Source organism: Streptomyces odontomachi, from assembly GCF_024435355.1.
Classification (GTDB): domain Bacteria; phylum Actinomycetota; class Actinomycetes; order Streptomycetales; family Streptomycetaceae; genus Streptomyces; species Streptomyces odontomachi.
In genome coordinates, this window is sequence record NZ_JAMJWG010000001.1 from 163,738 (window position 1) to 179,847 (window position 16,110).

Here is a 16,110-nt window from a genome sequence, read left to right on the forward strand (position 1 = left end):
CTCGGGCCGGTTCCTACTGTCGATGGCATGACTTCTGCCTCTCGTGATGAGTCCCGCCGCACCGTGACCGTCGCCGTCGCCCAAGCCGCCGCCCCGTTGTTCGACACCCCGGCCGCAATGGCCCGGGCCGAAGAACTCATCCGCGAGGCCGACCTCCGGGGAGCCGAAGTCGTCGTGCTCCCCGAGGCGTTTCTCGGGGGCTACCCGAAGGGACTGGACTTCGGCATCACGGTCGGCAGTCGCAACCCGGCCGGCCGTGATCTCTTCCGCCGCTACCACGCCGCGGCGATCCGGATCCCCGGCCCGGAGAGCGAAACCCTGGCCGCCCTCACCCGGGAGCTCGGATGCCACGCCGTGGTCGGCGCGGTCGAACGTCAGGGCGGCACCTTGTACTGCGTCGCGCTCTTCTTCGGCCCCGACGGTTATCTGGGCCTGCACCGCAAGTTGATGCCCACCGCCGCCGAGCGTTACCTGTGGGGGCAAGGGGACGGCTCCACCCTCCCCGTCATCGACACCGGGGCCGCCCGCATCGGCGCGGCCATCTGCTGGGAGAACTACATGCCGCTGTTCCGCACCGCGATGTATGCCAAGGGCGTGGATCTGTGGTGCGCACCGACCGTCGACGACCGCGACGCCTGGCAGGCCACGATGCGGCACATCGCCCTGGAAGGCCGCTGTTTTGTCCTCAGCGCCAACCAGTACCTGCGGCGCGACGCCCTGCCGGCCGACCTCCACCCCGTCCAGGGCGACGACCCGGACACGGTCCTGATAGGCGGCGGCTCCGTCATCGTCTCCCCGCTCGGCGAGGTCCTGGCGGGGCCGCTGCGCGACGGCGAGGGCATCCTGACCGCGGAACTGGACCTCGACGACCTCGCCCGCGCACGCTTCGACCTTGACACCACGGGCCACTACGCCCGCCCCGACGTCTTCACCCTCCGTGTCGATGAGTCCCCCCATCCCACCGTCACCGCCATGTGACCGGCCATCGGCGGAGCCGCGATGGGCCCGCTCTCCCTACACCCTGCCGCACGCGGCCCACTTCGCCGGCTGGCCCGCCGCACGAAGGGAAAGTCCACCAACGTCTACGGATCGGTGGGGAACCAAGCTGAGCGGGCCGGGCGGCGCTCGCGACGAGGCCGCGCGGCGGTTCAGGCCACGAGCAGGCGGGCCCGACTCCGCCGCGTCGAACGCGAGCGGGTCCCGGTTGCGCTCGGCCCACCGGCCGAGTCGAAGTCGGCGCGCAGGCTCTTGACCGCCCGGCGCGGGGACATGCGCCGTGGGCTCACCAGCGGTTCAGCGCGGCCCGGGTCACCGCGATGGCGTCGCCGCCGCGCGCGAGGGCGTCCGTGGCCTGGCGCAGCAGAGCCGCGGTGAGCGTGAACGCGGCCTCGCTGGAGGCGAGGGCGTCGAAGCCCGAGCGATCCACCCGCAGCACCCCCGGCGGCAGCGGCGGGTCCGCGCCCGTGCCCGCCAGGGCGTCGAGCACGGCGGGGGCGAAGTCCGACGGCAACCCTGCGAGCAGGGGCGTACCCAGTTCGCTGCGGCAGGTTCCGGGCTCGCCGAGTTCCCAGGGGGTGCCGTGGCGGACTTCGAACACGGTGCCGGTGCCCGGCGCACCGGGGACGAAGACCGCGCCGAGCAGGGCCCGCATCGTCATCCCGCCGTAGGACCTGCGCACTTCCAGGACAGTGCGGGCAGGCCGCCCGCGCCGGTCGGAGCCGGGCCGCTCACGCCGTGCGGTGTGCGGGCCGGCGAACACGGCCGAGTTCTCCTCGGGGCGGATCGCGGCACGCCGCCCGCCCAGCCTGCTGACGATCATCGCGGGTCCATTCCCCAGGCGCGGCGCCAGGCGTTGTTGAACAGGTCGGGGAACCGGTCGATCACATCGGGGCTGTAGTTGCGTGCCGCCGGATGGCTGCGCAGCGCCGCTTCGTACGCGTCCTCGGCACTCGCGCCGCCGTCCATCAGCGCGCTCTCGGTGAGCTGGTGGCGCAGGAAGTTGACCTCGCCCTCCGCCAGCGGGCGCCCGGTGGTCAGGGCCCGGCGGATCGCGTCGACCATGGCGTCGTTGGGCCCGAAGCGGTCGAGTTCGGGGCGGGTCAGGTGGCGGACGACCCGGGTGAGGTGGTCGAGGGTGAAGTCTCCGGCCTGCGGCAGCGGTTCCGGGCGGGGCGCCGCCGGCTTCTTCCTCACCGGCTGCGGGTTCAGCGCGCCGACCGGGTGGACGACGTCCGCCGCTTGCGGCGTGGCCTGCGTCCGTCCCGGCCCGCGTCCCGCCGGCGTTTCCGGCCCGAGGCCGGGTAGCTTCCCGCGGGGCCCCGGCCACCGGCGCGACCCCATACGGCTGCGCGCCGGTCGGGAGCTGTGGCCGGACCGCCGGAACGGACTGCTCCGGCCGGCGGGGCCCACGGCGGTGAGCCTGTGTCGTCGCCAGAACACCAGGACCAGTACGAGCAGGACCAGTCCGGGGAGCAGCCGGATCACGGGGACGAAGGAGCCTGCAAAGACGCCGCGCTGCGAGGAGTCCGTGGCGAGCTGCTTCGGGGTGGGAGAGCCGAGCCACACCGTGTGGGAGCCGCCGTCCGTGGCCGGCTTGTCGAGCGACTGACCGACCATCTCCGCCAGTTGCGGGTAGTCCTTCGTGAAAGCGCTGTCGTCGACCTTCTTGAAGGGGACCTTGGTCAGGTCGACGCCGCCGTACACGTAGGTGCGGGTGTAGACCGTGTTGCCCTCGGTGGTCTTGCGGGTGACGTTGAACTCGCCCTTGGTGTATGAGTTGACGTAGTCGTGGAAGGTGTCGGTCGGCTTCCAGTTCGTCGCGGTCGTCCAGTCGTCGATGTTCCCCTTGCCGACGAGGTCGCCGTACGCCGTGTGCTTGTTGGCGCTCAGGTCGCGGTACCACTCGGCACCGATCCTTGCGAGGTACACCCGGCGCAGGTCGGCGTACTCGGGCGCGGTGTTGATCGCGTGCTTCAGCTTGGGCAGCACCAGGCTGCGGAACAGCTTCTCGTTGTGCGACTGGGTCGCCTTGTCCTGCTTGGGGCACGACGCGGTGGCCGAGGAGCCGTGGAGTTCGAGGTACTGCGTCTCCATCTCGACGTTGAGGGGCGCGTCGAGGATGTAGAGCTTGTCCCCGTCCTGGTGCACCTTCGCGGGCTCGGGCACGATCCATGTGCGGTACGACATGCAGTTGCCCGCCATCCCACCCCAGACCTGCTTGCCCAGCGCGGTGTCGGGGTGGATGAGCTTGCCGATGCTCTTCTTCATCTGGAGGTCGGCCTGGAGCATGACCCGCCCGGCGTCGGTGCGGCCCAGCTTGCTGTCCACGATGCGGTCGGGCTCGGTGGGGTTGAGGTTGACCCAGAACGCCGAGGGGTTGAGCTCCAGCCACGTGAAGAACGCGTCGGAGCTCAGGCTCGCCGCCGAGGCGCCCGTGGACGGGCGGTTGTCGCCGCGCAGCGGATCGAGGCCGGCGCTGAAGGAGTACTGGAGGCCGCTGCCGTCACCGGGGTCCGCGAGGTAGCGCAGCTCCAGGGTGGAGAAGTCGATGCCGCCGTTGGAGAGGCCGGGGCGGGTGAGCGCGGGGCCGAGGCCGGTGGACTTCGCGGCGCCCCCCGACTCGTCGTCCTCCCCGCCGCAGGGCCCGGCGGCCCTGATCGTGGCGGCCGCGGGCACCAGGTCGAGCGGCGAGGCCCCGCCACCGGCGGCACCGGGCTCTGGCAGGGCGCCGGCGCCGTGGCAGGGGGACTGCGATGGAGCGACGAAGAGCCGCTTCGGCATGTTGTCGGGAAGCTTGTCCATCTCCGCCCGCACACCGCTGAGATCGGTCGACAGCCGGTCGAGTGCGTTGCCGTTGCGGGTGTCGCGGATCGCGTCGAACTTCCGCTCGATCTTCCCCTGGGCGACGTCCTCGGATTCGCCCTTCGCGGCGGCCTTCTTGCGGGCGGCCTCGATCTGCTGCTGCTCCTGCTCGATCTCCGCGGCGTTGAGGTCGTACGCGCGCCCGAAGACCAGTGGCGTCTCCGGGTGGTACAGCGGGGCGCAGACGCCGCACTGCTGGCGTTCCGACCCCGCCAAGGCGATCGCCTGCCACGGGATGCCGAGCTCGTCGAGCAGTACTTGGATCGACGGCTCGGAGTGCGTCCCCTTGGAGCGGTCCTCCCCCTGCCGCTTCGCGGGGGTGTTCAGCGCTGCGAGGGTCAGCAGGTGCTTGTAGCCGGCGTTCCGCAGCTGATCGACCAGTTCGGGCGGCAGAAACTCCTTCAGCTGGTCGAGCGGGGCGACGGACGCGGCCCACGCCGCCGTGTGGCCGTAGTTCGCCTGGTAGGAGCTCAGCTTGGCCAGTTGCTCGGGTGTCAGCAGCAAGGGATTGAGGAAGACGACGGCACCGTTGCGGCTGTGCGAGAAGGCCGAATCCCTGTCGTCCTTGAGGTTCTCGTACAGGGCCATCCTGAGGTTCTCCACCGGCAGGAGCGGCGGACTCAGCAGGGGGTTGGGGTAGGTCTTGGAGAGATCGGTGCCCTCTGCGGCGGGAGGACGCGGCTTCTTCGCCGGGCTCTCGGTCGGCTTCGGACTCGAACTCGCCGCAGGGGACGCCTTGCCGTCCGCCACTCCCTGTGGTGCCACGCCGACGGTCGTCACCAGGGCCAGCAGCACCCCCGCGCACGCACGCGTCCACGTCCGCGCAGCGGAGACCGCCTGCCCCTGACTGCTTTCCCCCGGTAACCGCACTCTGTTCACACCGACTCGCCCCCCGTGCCGATGGCCCGCCGCACGCCCCACCGCCGCAAGGCCCGTGTGTAACGGCACCCGCAGCGTGCCTGGTCGCGACTCGCCGCGACCAGTGTCCCGCTCGCGCAACACCCCCACAAGTCGGGCAGCGATAGGCGACGCCGCCCTTGTTGCCCTTGGCCTCGGCGGCGCGCATCTGCCGTTGACGAGGTTCTGCCGGGCGGTCGAGACCCTCTTGTGGACCAGTCGCCACCGAGGGGTCCCTTCCGTACGGAGAGTCGGACCCTACGTGTCCTCGAACTCTGTCGTCGATAATCATCTGACTTGCCGTGCCGAGCGGAGCACGATGGACCCGGTCTCGCATTGTCAATCCAATTGAGGTGCATGTGATGCACAAGCTCCGATGCGTCACCCCGGCCACGCGTGAGCACGAGCTGGTCGACGGCGACCCCACCCCGGCTGACGTCCTGCGATACCTCCTCCATCTGCCGGAGGACTACCACTCCGATTCCGAGCGCAGATGGCCGCTCGTGCTGTTCTTGCACGGCGCCGGCCAACGCGGCTCCGATCTGGACTCGGTGACGGACCAAGGCATCCCGAAGCTGGCGGAGGCCGGCCACGAGTTCCCCTTCGTGATCGCCACCCCGCAGTGCCCCGAATCCAGCCAATGGGTCACCGAGGTGACCACGCTCGCCGGGCTCCTGGACGACGTCGCCGCCGACTGCCGCATCGACCCGTCCCGCATCTACGCCACCGGTTTGAGCATGGGCGGCTTCGGCACCTGGAGCCTGGCCATCCGCTACCCCGAGCGCTTCGCCGCCATCGCCCCGATCTGCGGAGGCTTGTGGAATCAAGGCGTCGACCCCATTCGTCACCTGCCGGTGTGGACGTTTCACGGCGAGGAGGACAAGACCGTCCCGATCGAGTTCACCGAGGAGATCGTGGCAGGCCTTGAGGCTCTCGGCGCAGACGTGCGCTTCACCCGGTACCCGGGTGTCGAACACGACTCCTGGACCCGGGCCTATGACAATCCCGATCTCTACGCCTGGCTCCTCGCCCATCGCCGCCCCCAGACTGACTGATCGTTTCAGAATGCCGTCCTGCGGAGACGACGGTGGGCCCCCTGGAACGATCCCTTCGGCCACGGGCTCAGGGGGGTGGCGCCGTGCGGAACGGTCGAGGGCTGCACGGGACCTCGTGCTCGGTTATGTCAGCGATCTGAGAGCGGTTGACGAGGCCATGAGGGTGGCAATCCCCTCACTTGAGCGACTGGCAGATGTCCTCGGCCTGGTCCGTTCGCGCCAGATCAACGGGAGCGGGCACGTCGGCACCTACTCCTACTCGGTTCATGGGGCAGGATGCCGCTTCGTGTTCGGCAACGGCACCGAGGTCGATGTGGACTTCGCAGCCGACGGAAGCGAAGTCTTCGACCTCTGGCGGCTGCGCTGGTACGGGGTGAGCCTGCCGAAGCCGCTTGACGTCACGGATCAGGACCTGCGGGCCGCAGTGCGGTCGCTGCAACCGCTTCTGACCGAGGTGCGGCCGGGGTGGTTCAGCGTAGTCAACTGATCGCTTCAGGATGAGGTTCGCACGCGGCGCAGGCGTGCTCATCCGTCAGGCGTTCCCCGGCAGATCAGACGGGATCGAACTCGTGCGCTGGTTCCCCGAGGCCGCCCGGACGATCGACACTTACCCGAGGTTCTGGGCTCTGCCCTCGCTGCCTCCTCGGCCCGCCGGGCGGCCTGACGGAGCCGTTCCTTGCCGCGGAGGAACTCGTCGTCCGTCAGGTTTCGCATGGTGGTATCGGCCTGGCGGAGGGTGTCCACCCGGGCCAGGAACTCGGCGAGGCTGGTCGCGGCGGCCTGTGGGACCCGTTCAAGTGCTTCCTGGCGGAATCCGGAGGCTGCGAACGCCCCGCAGGTCTGCTCGATTGATTGGCCCATGAAATCAGCTTTGAAATGACCCAAAATCACGGCCTATTCGGCCGTAAGGTCGACGTCATGACCACGCAAGGCCGCAAGCGTCTTATCGAACTGACGTCACCCACGTCATCGTGTTGAAGGCTGCGGCCAGCGCGTGGGTCCCAGCCGTCGAACGGGACAGTGAGGTCCATGACGGCGCTTGGGTCCTCGACGGTGACTGCCTCGAGGGCGGCCCAAGGCGTTCGGTGAAGAAATTGCCTGTTTGCATCGGCAGGATTCGAACGTAATCAACTTGAAAACGGCTTCTCGCGGCCGTTTGAATCGCAAAGGGGTAAAAGCATGCTCAAGAAGAGCTACATTGCTCGCGCGGCCGGACTCGTACTGGTTTCCGGAGTCCTCGTTCTCGCGACTGCCGGTTCTTCGAGCGCGGCTACGACACGAACGGCAAGTTGTTCCACATCTGGAGCAAGCGGCTACTCCAAGACCGCCTGGACTGGTGATCCTTATGACGAGTTGTCCGTGACTCTCAGCGTCACGGACACCGTCGCCAACGATCACCATGTCCAGATCAGATACCTGACCCAGCAGGACAGCGGTTCGACGCGCTACTGGCCCTGGCACAGCAACACCAGCGGTGAAGGCAAGACCGTCGTATGGAACACGACAGCGAAATCCGATTACGGCATCTGGGGTTTCGGTGTCGAAGTTGCCCAATTCGAAGGTGACACCTTGATGAACTCCTGTGTTGACTGGGGGTAATCCAAGGGCCCCCGGCCGACTGGCCGCTCTTGGGGCCAGAACGTGAACATGATGGTGCGCTTCTCATCACGAGCCAGGTCAGGCGGTGGTCGGCTTTATGGCCGATCCTATGGGCTCGGAAAGTCGTCGCTGTAGTCAAGCGGTGTAGGGGTACTCAAAAACGCTTGAAACAGAGGCGCGGCATCGCCACTCGCCACGAAGCGACCGCCCAGAACCACCACGCGGCCGTCACCCGCCCATCCTGCTGATGTCGGCCTGACAATCGACGACACCACCTAGCCGGCGGCCCGGGGCCCGCGCGCGAGCATCCGCTCGCTCAGCTCCCACAGGCGGCGCGCGGACTCCGGGTCGATCGAGTGCGGCACGACGGTGGAGGGGATGTCCTCGTCGGCGCCGAAGCGGATGGGCTTCGGGTCGGTGTCCAGTGGCGAGATGTCGTTGTCCATGAGGTAGACCCCGCCGATGTCGGCGAGCAGCGGGCTGGTCGCGGCGAAGACGCTGGTGCTGGCCCCTTGTTGCGGTGTCTTTTTCTCGCGTTGGGGGTCGATGACCGGCCGGCCGGAATCGTCGATGATCCCCATGGCCCGCAGTTCCTCGTCGCTCAACCAGGGTGTCCTGTCCTCGCCCTCGGTGAGGAGCGGTCCGAGGTTCGTCCCGAAGACGACGCCCGGGTGCACGGCGTAGCCGCGGATCTGGTCGGCGGCCCATCGTCGGTCCAGTTCCACGGTGAACAGGACGTTGGCGGCCTTGGACTGCCCGTAGGCCATGATGGGGTCGTAGCCGGTGGTGAAGTGCGGGTCGTCCCAGCGGATGCCGGTGATGCGCTGGGCGCCGGACGACAGGGTCACGACGCGGGCACCCTGTGCGGCGCGCAGCGCGGGCAGCAGGCCCAGGGTCAGGTGGAAGTGGCCGAGGTGGTTGAGCGCGAAGTGCGACTCGTAGCCGCGCGCGTCGCGCACCAGGGGGCCGCCCATGATGCCGGCGTTGTTGACCAGGATGTGCAGGGGGCGGCCGGAGGCGAGGTACCGGTGCGTGAAGGCGTCGATCGATGCCGGGTCGAGCAGGTCGAGTCGGCTGGTCTCGACGCGCTCGGTGTCGGCCAGCGCGGCAGCGGCGCGGTCCGGGTTGCGTGCGGCCACGACGAGGGACGCGCCGGCCCTGCTGAGCGCACGACTGGTCTCCAGGCCGATCCCGCGGTGACCGCCGGTGACGATCACGTGCTTGCCTGACAGGTCGATGCCCTCGAGGACCTCGTCGGCCGTCGACGCCGCGGTGAATCCCGAACCGATGGGGTGCTGTTGATGCGTCATGTCCTCACTGTGCACGGGCCCGTCCCGTACTTTGAATCATTGACCGTCCGCATTTCTTGCGCGAAAGTACGGGCATGGTCGGCGATCAGTTGTCTGAAGTGTTCGACGTGGTCGAGGTCCACGGACAGCTGACGGGCGGGTTCGCCGTGCGCGGCCCCTGGGTGTCGCGGGCCGCCGTGGACGCCCCCATGAAGTTCATCGCGATGGTGCGCGGCCGGGCCCGGCTCACCACCGACGGCCTCGACCGCCCGATCCCGCTCGAACCGGGCGACGTCGCCATCCTGAACGACCGGTCGTGGCTGGAGGTGCGCGGCGGCACCGGCGACGGACCGCCCCGTGAGGTCGTCCCTGACACCGGCTTCCCCTCCGCCGACCTCGCGGGTGCCGCCCCCGGTACCGACGACGTCGTCCTCGGCGGCCGCGTCGACCTCAACCCCGCAGGCCGGGCGCTGCTGGCTCAGGCGCTCCCGCCGGTGGGACACGTCCGGGCGTCGGCCGCAGCGGCGACGAACCTGCGCGCCAGCCTCGACCGCCTGGTGGACGAGGCGACCGGCGACCGGATCGGTGCGGCCTTCGCGATCCGGCAGTACGGCCAGCTCCTGCTGTTGGAGGTGGTGCGCGCCTACATCGACCAGGCCGAGCTCCCGCCGGGGTGGCTGCGGGTGCTGACCGACGAGCGACTGCGTCCCGCGCTCAGCCTCATGCACGGGCGACCGGACAAGCCCTGGCAGCTCGCGGAACTGGCGCGGGCGGCGGCGATGTCCCGGACGTCGTTCACCGAACGCTTCCGGACGCTCGCCGGCGTACCGCCGCTGACCTACCTGAACCGCTGGCGGATGCTGCTGGCGCAGCGCGCCCTGCGCCACGACGACGTCCGCGTGGGCACCCTGGCGGTGGAACTGGGCTACGGGTCCGAGAGCGCGTTCAGCACCGCGTTCAAACGCGAGGTGGGCGAGTCGCCGCTGCGCTACCGGCGACGCGTGCGCGAGGAGCAGCCCGGCTGAGCGCGGACGGCAGCCCACCCGCCCCGCCGGCACACGCGGTCACCGCGCGCGTTCGGCACGCGGTCGCCTTTGCAGGAACGAGGGGGAGTGTTATGCAATGAACAATGAAGGGGCATGGTCGGATATCGCATTTTCCACACTGATTCGTTCATTCCTCGGGGTATCTGCCGGGTCGGCCAGTGAGCTGGAAGAACCGCATGGACTCACCGTCATTCCCCCCGTCCTCGGCGTCGTTCGACCTGGTCGGCCGCGCCTTGCGGGACTACATCCGGCAGGACGGAACGGACGCTGCCGACAGGCCGGCCGTGCCGCAGGACGACCGGAGCGACCTCGTGGCCCAGCGTCCCGAACGCGCCGAAGCCACCGGCGACGCCCAGGAGCAGATCCTCGGCGCCGTCAGTCTGGACCGTGACCTGCGCATCACCCGCTGCAACCTGGACGCCCCCGCATTCGGGGGACTGACCGTGCAGCCCGGGAACGCCTTCGTCGACCTGCTGCCCCCCGGGGACGTGCCGACGGTGACGCGCCGGTTGCGGCAGGTCATCGAGACGGGGGAGGCGCACGTCGCCCGCGTCCAGCGGCTGCGCCGGGACGACGGCTCGGAGCTCGTCGTCTCCATGAGCATCCTGCCGGCCGCGGCACCTCAGGAGTGCCTCACCGTCTCCCTGATCGCGATGGCCAAGAGGCTGCACCTGTACGCCTCCGAGACCGCGATCGGGACGTCGCTGGACATCGGCGAGACCGCGCAGTCCCTGGCGCAGTCCCTGCTGGCCTGGGGGGACGTGGTCGCCGTCGACCTCGACTACGCGGTGTGGTCCGGCGAGGCCGTCGTCGAGCAGGCCCAGGAGCGCATCCGGCTCAGGCGTGCGGCCCTGGTGCCGGACCGGGTGTGGCCGGCGGGCTATCTGACGCCCGGCGACGACCTCCCCCGCGAGGCCGCCCGCCTGCTGTCCCGTGCGGTCAGGCGTGACGACGTCGCGCAGGCCATCGTGATTCCCGATCGGGAGACGATCGAGCGCACGCTAGGCAGCCCCCAGCTGGTGAGCGCCTTGGTCCCCACCGACCGGCCGGTGAGCGTGGCGTGCGTACCGCTGGTCCTGGACGGCCCTCACGGTGAGCCGCCCGTGGTGCTGGGCGTGGCGGAGGTGTGGCGGCGGCCGGACCGCCCTTTCCACGACAGCGAGCTGCTCGACCTACAGGAACTGGTGGCCAGGACGGCCCACCACGTCGATCTGGCCCGCCAGCACCAGCGCGAGCACGCCCAGGTGCTGGCGCTGCAACGCCGGCTGCTGCCGCGGGCCCGCGACGACACCATCGAGGTCGCCACCGTCTACCAGCCCACCACCCCCGACAGCGCGGGCGTCGGCGGGGACTGGGTGAACAGCTTTCCGCTGCCCGGCGGCCGCACCGCACTCGTGGTCGGCGACGTCGTCGGGCACGGCCTGGGCGCGGCCGCGGCGATGGGCCAGGTCAGCATGGAGGCCCGTGCACTGCTCTCGGCGGGGATGGCGCCCGACGAGGTGCTGGGGCACCTGGACGAGACCGTCACGATGCTGGACGACACGGACGCCGGCCTGGCGACCGGCTACAGCGCGCTGGGCTCGACGTGCTGCATCGCGGTGTACGACCCGGTCAGCCACCAGGTGGTGGTGTCCAGCGCGGGCCACCTCCCGCCGGTCCTCGTGCTGCCCGACGCGACCGCGAAGACGCTGACGGTGCACCCGCACCCCGGTCTGGGGGCCGAATTCGCCCTCCGGGAACCCTTCGACGTGCACACCTTCGACGCGCCTCCGGGCTCGCTGCTCGCCCTGTACACCGACGGCCTGGTGGAGGACCCCGCGGTCGCCATCGACGAGGGCCTCGGCCTGCTGCGGCAGGCGGTGAGCCGGGTGCATCCCTGGGACGACCTGCAACAGGCCGCGCGGCGGGTGGTCACCGAGCTGGCTCCGCAGGGCCGACAGCGCGATGACATGACGCTGCTACTGGCCCGGATGGCCGGCCGGCGCAAGCGGGACACCGCTTCCTGGCACCTGCCCGCACGCGACGACGCGGCGGTCCGAGCCCGCTCACTGGCCGCTGCGCTGCTACAGCGGTGGAACGTCAGGCAGCACACCCGTGACAGCGTCCTGCTGCTGATCAGCGAGCTGGTCACCAATGCCGTGCGGTTCGCCACCGGGCCCGTCAGCGTGCGGCTGATCAGGACCGGTCACGGCCTGCTGTGCGAAGTGGGCGACACCGGCAACGGCCGGCCGCGGCTGCGGCGCGGTGGCCCGTTCGACGACAGGGGGCGCGGCCTGCGCGTCGTCCACAAGCTCACCACGCGCTGGGGGGTGCGGTGGACCGACACCGGCAAGGTCGTCTGGGCGGAGCTGGCGCGGTAGCGGCACGGGCGTCGCCGTGGCGCCCGGCTCGACGCGGTGGCCTGCGCGCCCGGCCGGGGCGCTGGGTCACGCGGGTGGCACGGCGCGTACGCGGGGCGCGCCCCAGCCGCCTCCCGCGTGGCTACAGCCACTCTCCCTCCACGGCCGTGGCCGTGAGCCCCGGCGCCGCCGCGTAAAGCACCGTGCGGCTTCCCGGCTGCTGTCCTGCGTCGTGCGCGCGCCGCAGGATGTCGAAGACGGCGGCACCGCCGCGGTTTCCGCTGGTGTAGCTGGACCGGCTGTGGGCCAGCAGCCCGGACGGCCAGGTGCCGGGCATGGTCTGCTCCATGTACTCCAGCACCCGGGTCCCACCGGGGTGCGCGAGCAGCAGGTCGGGGTGCCAGGGGCGGTCGTCGTCCTGGTGGCGCAGGCGCAGCCACTCCCACATCGCGGTCACCGTGTCCTGCACGGCGCGCGGCCCGCGCCGGTCCATCACGAAGTGCGTGCCGTCGGCGCGGGTCTCCAGCCGGTGCAGGTCCCGGGTGCCGGGCAGGGTGTGGTGCCAGGCCGCGTCCAGCCGCAGCACGGACTCCGGACGGGGGCGGCCGGTGACCACGGCCGCGACCGCGGTGTCGGCGAACAGCAGCCGGACGATCAGGGACTCCAGGCTGTCGTCCGCGGGCTGGTAGGTGGTGCTCAGCGCCTCGGATATGACGACCAGGACCACCCGGTCCGGGTCGGCGGCCACCAGGTCGGCCGCCAGCGCCAGGCTCCGGGTCCCGGCGATGCAGGCCCACTGCGTGGCCGGCAGGAGCAGCGTGTCAGCGGGCAGCGGAAGCCGGTTGGCCAGCGCCACGTCCAGGCCCGGCAGCGCCGGGGTGGTGGAGTTGCTGGTGATCAGGCAGTCGACGTCGGCGGGGTCGAGACCGGCGATCTGAAGGGCTCCGCGCGCGGCCCGCTCGCCGTAGTCCTGCACGGCGGCCCAGGCCGGCGCGGTGCGCTCTTGGACGGTCTGGGGTGCGGGCACCGCTTCCAGGGCCGCGATCACGCGTGCCACGTCCCGCTCGGTGAATCCGTCGCGCGCCAGGGCCTCCCGGGCCGGTCCGGGGCCGGGGGTGCGCAGGCCGCTCCCGTTGCCGGGGGCGACGGCGGTCTCCAGCGGCGCCATCCACCCACGGGAGGTGATGCCCGTGCTGGCGGCGATGCCGTCGATCCGCGACAGCCACGGCGCATCGGGGTGCCGGTCGCGCACTTCGGCCAGGATCTCGCTGGTCCCGACGGTGTGCTCGCCGTGTATCACCGCGGGAGAGGACAGGTAGGCGGCCACGCTTCACACCTCTCTACACAGAATCAGGGAATGCGGTACAGAACCGGGGCATCGGTGAGCGCTATGACGCGGGTCACCTCGGCGGTTCGCCCGCACGCCGGCGCCCGGGCACCTCGGGCGCCACCGCCCGCTCCAAGAATGCCCTCCAAGCGGACATTTACGTGTGATCCACGCAACTCGGGCCGCTTCTGATGGGTGTGAAACGAGCCACAGGACATCCGGCTGGGCCGGTTCGCGTCCACCTCTCACCCGGGCTCGCCCGGCGAGGAGTTGACGCGGTCGTCGCATCCCGGGCCCCACCGCTCGGGACCGGGGCGACGGCGGCCTGGGCGGCCGGTGCGGCGGCGCCAGGGACGGGTCTGAGGACCCGTCAACTGAGACCGGATCGCACACCGCTGCGGTCACCTCGACTGCCCGCTCCACTGAGGGCCCGCCCGCCACCGTCCCGCCCAGGCCGGACCAGGACCGACGCGGCCGCCGTCTCCGGACGGCGGGCGCGTCGGGTCGGCCGCGGTGGTGCCGGTTCCGTCGAGCTCACCCGCACGGTGTTGACTTCGCCCTCCCTATGGGCCGAGGCTGCGCGGGACGGGACGAGGCAGTCACACGAGCACGTCTCGTCGCGCGTCGGTTGACTGCCCAGACGAGGAGTGCGCAGAGGGCGAAGGCAGCGCCGAGGAGGCTGGATCCGGCCCACCCTGCGGCCGAGTACACCGCGGTGGTGCCGGTTGCTCCGACGGCGGAGCCGAAGGAGTAGAAGAGCATGTAGCCGCCGATGACGCTGCTCGTCCGGTGTGGGTATGCGGCCGTGAGCAGGTGTTGATTGCTGACGTGCACCGCCTGCACCGCGAAATCGAGAACGATCACGCCGACGATGACCGGCCAGAGCGACCAGGACGCCTGTCCGCTCGCCAACCATGAAGCGGCCAGGAGCGCGAGTGCACCGCCTGTGATGACGTTGGCGCGGCCGGCGTCGGCCCCCTGCCCGGCCCGGGAGGCGCCCAGCGCCCCGGCGAGCCCGGCGATCCCGAAGAGACCGATCTGGGCCGTGCTCAGACGCCATGGCGCGGCCGCGAGCGGCAGGGCCAGGCCGCTCCACAGCGTGCCGAAGGAAGCGAACAGGAAGAACGCAATCACTCCACGCGAGACGAACAGGCGCTCGCGGAACATGCGGCCCAGCGACATCAGCACCGCGCCGTACGTTGCCCGGACGTCGCGCGGATCGGATGGCAGGAGCCTCAGCGCGAAGCAGGTGAGCGCGATGAGGAGCACGGCGAACACCGCGTAGATGCTTCGCCATCCCCAGAGGGCGGCGAGACTCCCGGCGAGCACGCGCGCTCCGAGAATGCCGATGGTGACACCGGAGGTCACGGCTCCGAGCGTGCGGCCGCGTTCCGCTGCCGTGGACAGGTCGGCGGCGAAGGCGACCGTGGTCTGAACGACGACCGCGAACAGGCCGGCCAGGGCCAGCCCGGCAAGCAGGAGCCATAGCTGGGCAGCGACCGCGGCCAGCGCCATGCCGACCGCAGCGAGGAGGAGATGCCCGGCAATGAGCATGCGCCGGTCGAACATGTCTCCCAGAGGGACAAGAAGGGCCAAGCCGACCAGGTAGCCGAGCTGCCCCGTCGTGACGATCCATCCCAAGTCGGCTTCCGGCAGGCCCAGGTCGCTACCGATCTGGGCCAGTACTGGCTGCGCTACGTAGATGGTCGCGACCGCGACCGCGCAGATCACGGCGAACAGCATCCTCCGGCCAGGCGTGAGACTCACTGAACGCACCCCCAATGAGTAGCAAATTGCAACCGAAATGAAGGTACGGCAGAATGGTTTCGTTCCGCAACTCTTCAGGAGGAGTGATGGCTCGCACAGCGCCCCGTGCCGAGGGGATGTCCTGGACCGACCCCGCCTGCCCCGTCGCACGCACGCTCGACCTGGTCGGAGATCGTTGGAGCCTGCTGATCATTCGAGACGCGATGGACGGTGCGCGAGCGTTCACCGACTTCCAGCACCGCACCGGAATCGCTCGAAACATCCTCACCGACCGCCTGCGACGCCTGATCGAACGAGGGATCCTCGACCGGCGGACCGCCCCGACAGGGCGGCGACAGCACTACGTCCTCACAGACGCGGGCCGAGACCTCTTCGCCGTGATCGTGGCGGCGCGTCAGTGGGGCGAACGGCACGCCTTCGCACCAGCTGAAACCCACTCAGTTCTCGTTGATGAAAGCGGTCTCCCGCTTCCGGAGCTGCGTCCCACCGACGCGCACGGCAGGCCCGTGAACGTCGATACGACCTCCGTGCTGCACGAGCGCTGACCGCACGGGAAGCCGCCTGACACTCCCAGCCGGCCCTACAGGCTGAGCAAGCGAGGCATCCGGCACCGCATCGCCCGCAAGGGCAGCGCAGCTCGGCCGCGACGGCGGCGGTCATGACCTGGCTGCCGAGCAAGGACGTCCAAGCTGTGCGCCCGGTCTCACCGGTAGTCGCCAAACTCGGCGGGGTGGGGACGAGGCGCGTTCGGAGCCACCAGGAGACCCCACGGCCTGCCTGCGCATCTCACGATCCCCGACAGCCTCAACGAGCCACCGCTCAAACCTCGGTGTCACTTACTCAAGACGCGATGTCACAGGACACAGAACGCAAGACACAGAACAGAGGACACAGGACACAGGACACAGGACACAGGACAAGAGGACACAG

Annotated in this window: 12 protein-coding genes; 7 read left to right on the forward strand and 5 right to left on the reverse strand. The window is 70.2% G+C overall.

The genetic code is table 11. From position 1 onward, the window contains the following. The first annotated feature begins 27 nt into the window (after positions 1 to 27). Complete coding sequence (locus NQO67_RS00695) at positions 28 to 978, forward strand: nitrilase-related carbon-nitrogen hydrolase (protein WP_255945236.1); 951 nt, start codon at positions 28 to 30, stop codon at positions 976 to 978. A 304-nt stretch (positions 979 to 1,282) separates the two neighbouring features. On the opposite strand, the gene NQO67_RS00700 is transcribed toward NQO67_RS00695, so the two are convergent. Then, positions 1,283 to 1,819: a hypothetical protein gene (locus NQO67_RS00700; RefSeq protein WP_255945237.1), complete on the reverse strand. Its 537-nt coding sequence runs from the start codon at positions 1,817 to 1,819 to the stop codon at positions 1,283 to 1,285. Further along, on the reverse strand, positions 1,816 to 4,626 hold the full coding sequence (locus NQO67_RS00705) for a hypothetical protein (protein WP_255945238.1): 2,811 nt from the start codon (positions 4,624 to 4,626) through the stop codon (positions 1,816 to 1,818). The genes NQO67_RS00700 and NQO67_RS00705 overlap by 4 nt, the downstream gene beginning before the upstream one ends. Positions 4,627 to 5,120: 494 nt before the next feature. Between NQO67_RS00705 and NQO67_RS00710 the strand changes: the two genes are divergently transcribed. From NQO67_RS00710 to NQO67_RS00720, 3 genes are all read left to right on the forward strand, one after another. Further along, complete coding sequence (locus NQO67_RS00710) at positions 5,121 to 5,813, forward strand: carboxylesterase family protein (RefSeq protein WP_255945239.1); 693 nt, start codon at positions 5,121 to 5,123, stop codon at positions 5,811 to 5,813. Positions 5,814 to 5,928: 115 nt separating this feature from the next. Further along, positions 5,929 to 6,300 carry a DUF6896 domain-containing protein gene (locus tag NQO67_RS00715; protein ID WP_255945241.1) on the forward strand — a complete coding sequence of 124 codons (372 nt, stop codon included), beginning with the start codon at positions 5,929 to 5,931 and terminating at the stop codon, positions 6,298 to 6,300. Positions 6,301 to 6,992: 692 nt separating this feature from the next. Next, complete coding sequence (locus tag NQO67_RS00720; protein WP_255945243.1) at positions 6,993 to 7,412, forward strand: hypothetical protein; 420 nt, start codon at positions 6,993 to 6,995, stop codon at positions 7,410 to 7,412. A gap of 275 nt (positions 7,413 to 7,687) precedes the next feature. On the opposite strand, the gene NQO67_RS00725 is transcribed toward NQO67_RS00720, so the two are convergent. Next, positions 7,688 to 8,722, reverse strand: coding sequence for an SDR family NAD(P)-dependent oxidoreductase (locus NQO67_RS00725; RefSeq protein ID WP_255945245.1), 1,035 nt, complete (start codon positions 8,720 to 8,722; stop codon positions 7,688 to 7,690). 74 nt (positions 8,723 to 8,796) lie between these two features. On the opposite strand from NQO67_RS00725, the gene NQO67_RS00730 reads away from it, so the two are divergent. After that, positions 8,797 to 9,726, forward strand: coding sequence for an AraC family transcriptional regulator (locus NQO67_RS00730; protein WP_255945247.1), 930 nt, complete (start codon positions 8,797 to 8,799; stop codon positions 9,724 to 9,726). Positions 9,727 to 9,923: 197 nt separating this feature from the next. Then, positions 9,924 to 12,107, forward strand: a complete 2,184-nt coding sequence (locus NQO67_RS00735; RefSeq protein WP_255945249.1) for a SpoIIE family protein phosphatase — start codon at positions 9,924 to 9,926, stop codon at positions 12,105 to 12,107. A 121-nt stretch (positions 12,108 to 12,228) separates the two neighbouring features. Here the strand turns inward: NQO67_RS00735 and NQO67_RS00740 are convergent, their stop codons facing one another. Continuing rightward, entirely contained in the window at positions 12,229 to 13,413 is a 1,185-nt protein-coding gene (locus tag NQO67_RS00740) for a beta-ketoacyl-[acyl-carrier-protein] synthase family protein (RefSeq protein WP_255945251.1), read from the reverse strand. A gap of 534 nt (positions 13,414 to 13,947) precedes the next feature. After that, on the reverse strand, positions 13,948 to 15,156 hold the full coding sequence (locus NQO67_RS00745; RefSeq protein WP_255945253.1) for an MFS transporter: 1,209 nt from the start codon (positions 15,154 to 15,156) through the stop codon (positions 13,948 to 13,950). Positions 15,157 to 15,266: 110 nt separating this feature from the next. On the opposite strand from NQO67_RS00745, the gene NQO67_RS00750 reads away from it, so the two are divergent. Continuing rightward, complete coding sequence (locus NQO67_RS00750) at positions 15,267 to 15,725, forward strand: winged helix-turn-helix transcriptional regulator (protein WP_255945254.1); 459 nt, start codon at positions 15,267 to 15,269, stop codon at positions 15,723 to 15,725. The last annotated feature ends 385 nt before the right edge of the window (positions 15,726 to 16,110 follow it).

Excerpts from the sequence above, each read along its gene's own strand:
- NQO67_RS00695 (WP_255945236.1), top strand. The coding sequence starts at position 28 with ATGACTTCTGCCTCTCGTGATGAGTCCCGCCGCACCGTGACCGTCGCC.
- NQO67_RS00700 (WP_255945237.1), bottom strand. The coding sequence starts at position 1,819 with ATGATCGTCAGCAGGCTGGGCGGGCGGCGTGCCGCGATCCGCCCCGAG.
- NQO67_RS00710 (WP_255945239.1), top strand. The coding sequence starts at position 5,121 with ATGCACAAGCTCCGATGCGTCACCCCGGCCACGCGTGAGCACGAGCTG.
- NQO67_RS00720 (WP_255945243.1), top strand. The coding sequence starts at position 6,993 with ATGCTCAAGAAGAGCTACATTGCTCGCGCGGCCGGACTCGTACTGGTT.
- NQO67_RS00725 (WP_255945245.1), bottom strand. The coding sequence starts at position 8,722 with ATGACGCATCAACAGCACCCCATCGGTTCGGGATTCACCGCGGCGTCG.
- NQO67_RS00730 (WP_255945247.1), top strand. The coding sequence starts at position 8,797 with ATGGTCGGCGATCAGTTGTCTGAAGTGTTCGACGTGGTCGAGGTCCAC.
- NQO67_RS00735 (WP_255945249.1), top strand. The coding sequence starts at position 9,924 with ATGGACTCACCGTCATTCCCCCCGTCCTCGGCGTCGTTCGACCTGGTC.
- NQO67_RS00745 (WP_255945253.1), bottom strand. The coding sequence starts at position 15,156 with ATGCTGTTCGCCGTGATCTGCGCGGTCGCGGTCGCGACCATCTACGTA.
- NQO67_RS00750 (WP_255945254.1), top strand. The coding sequence starts at position 15,267 with ATGGCTCGCACAGCGCCCCGTGCCGAGGGGATGTCCTGGACCGACCCC.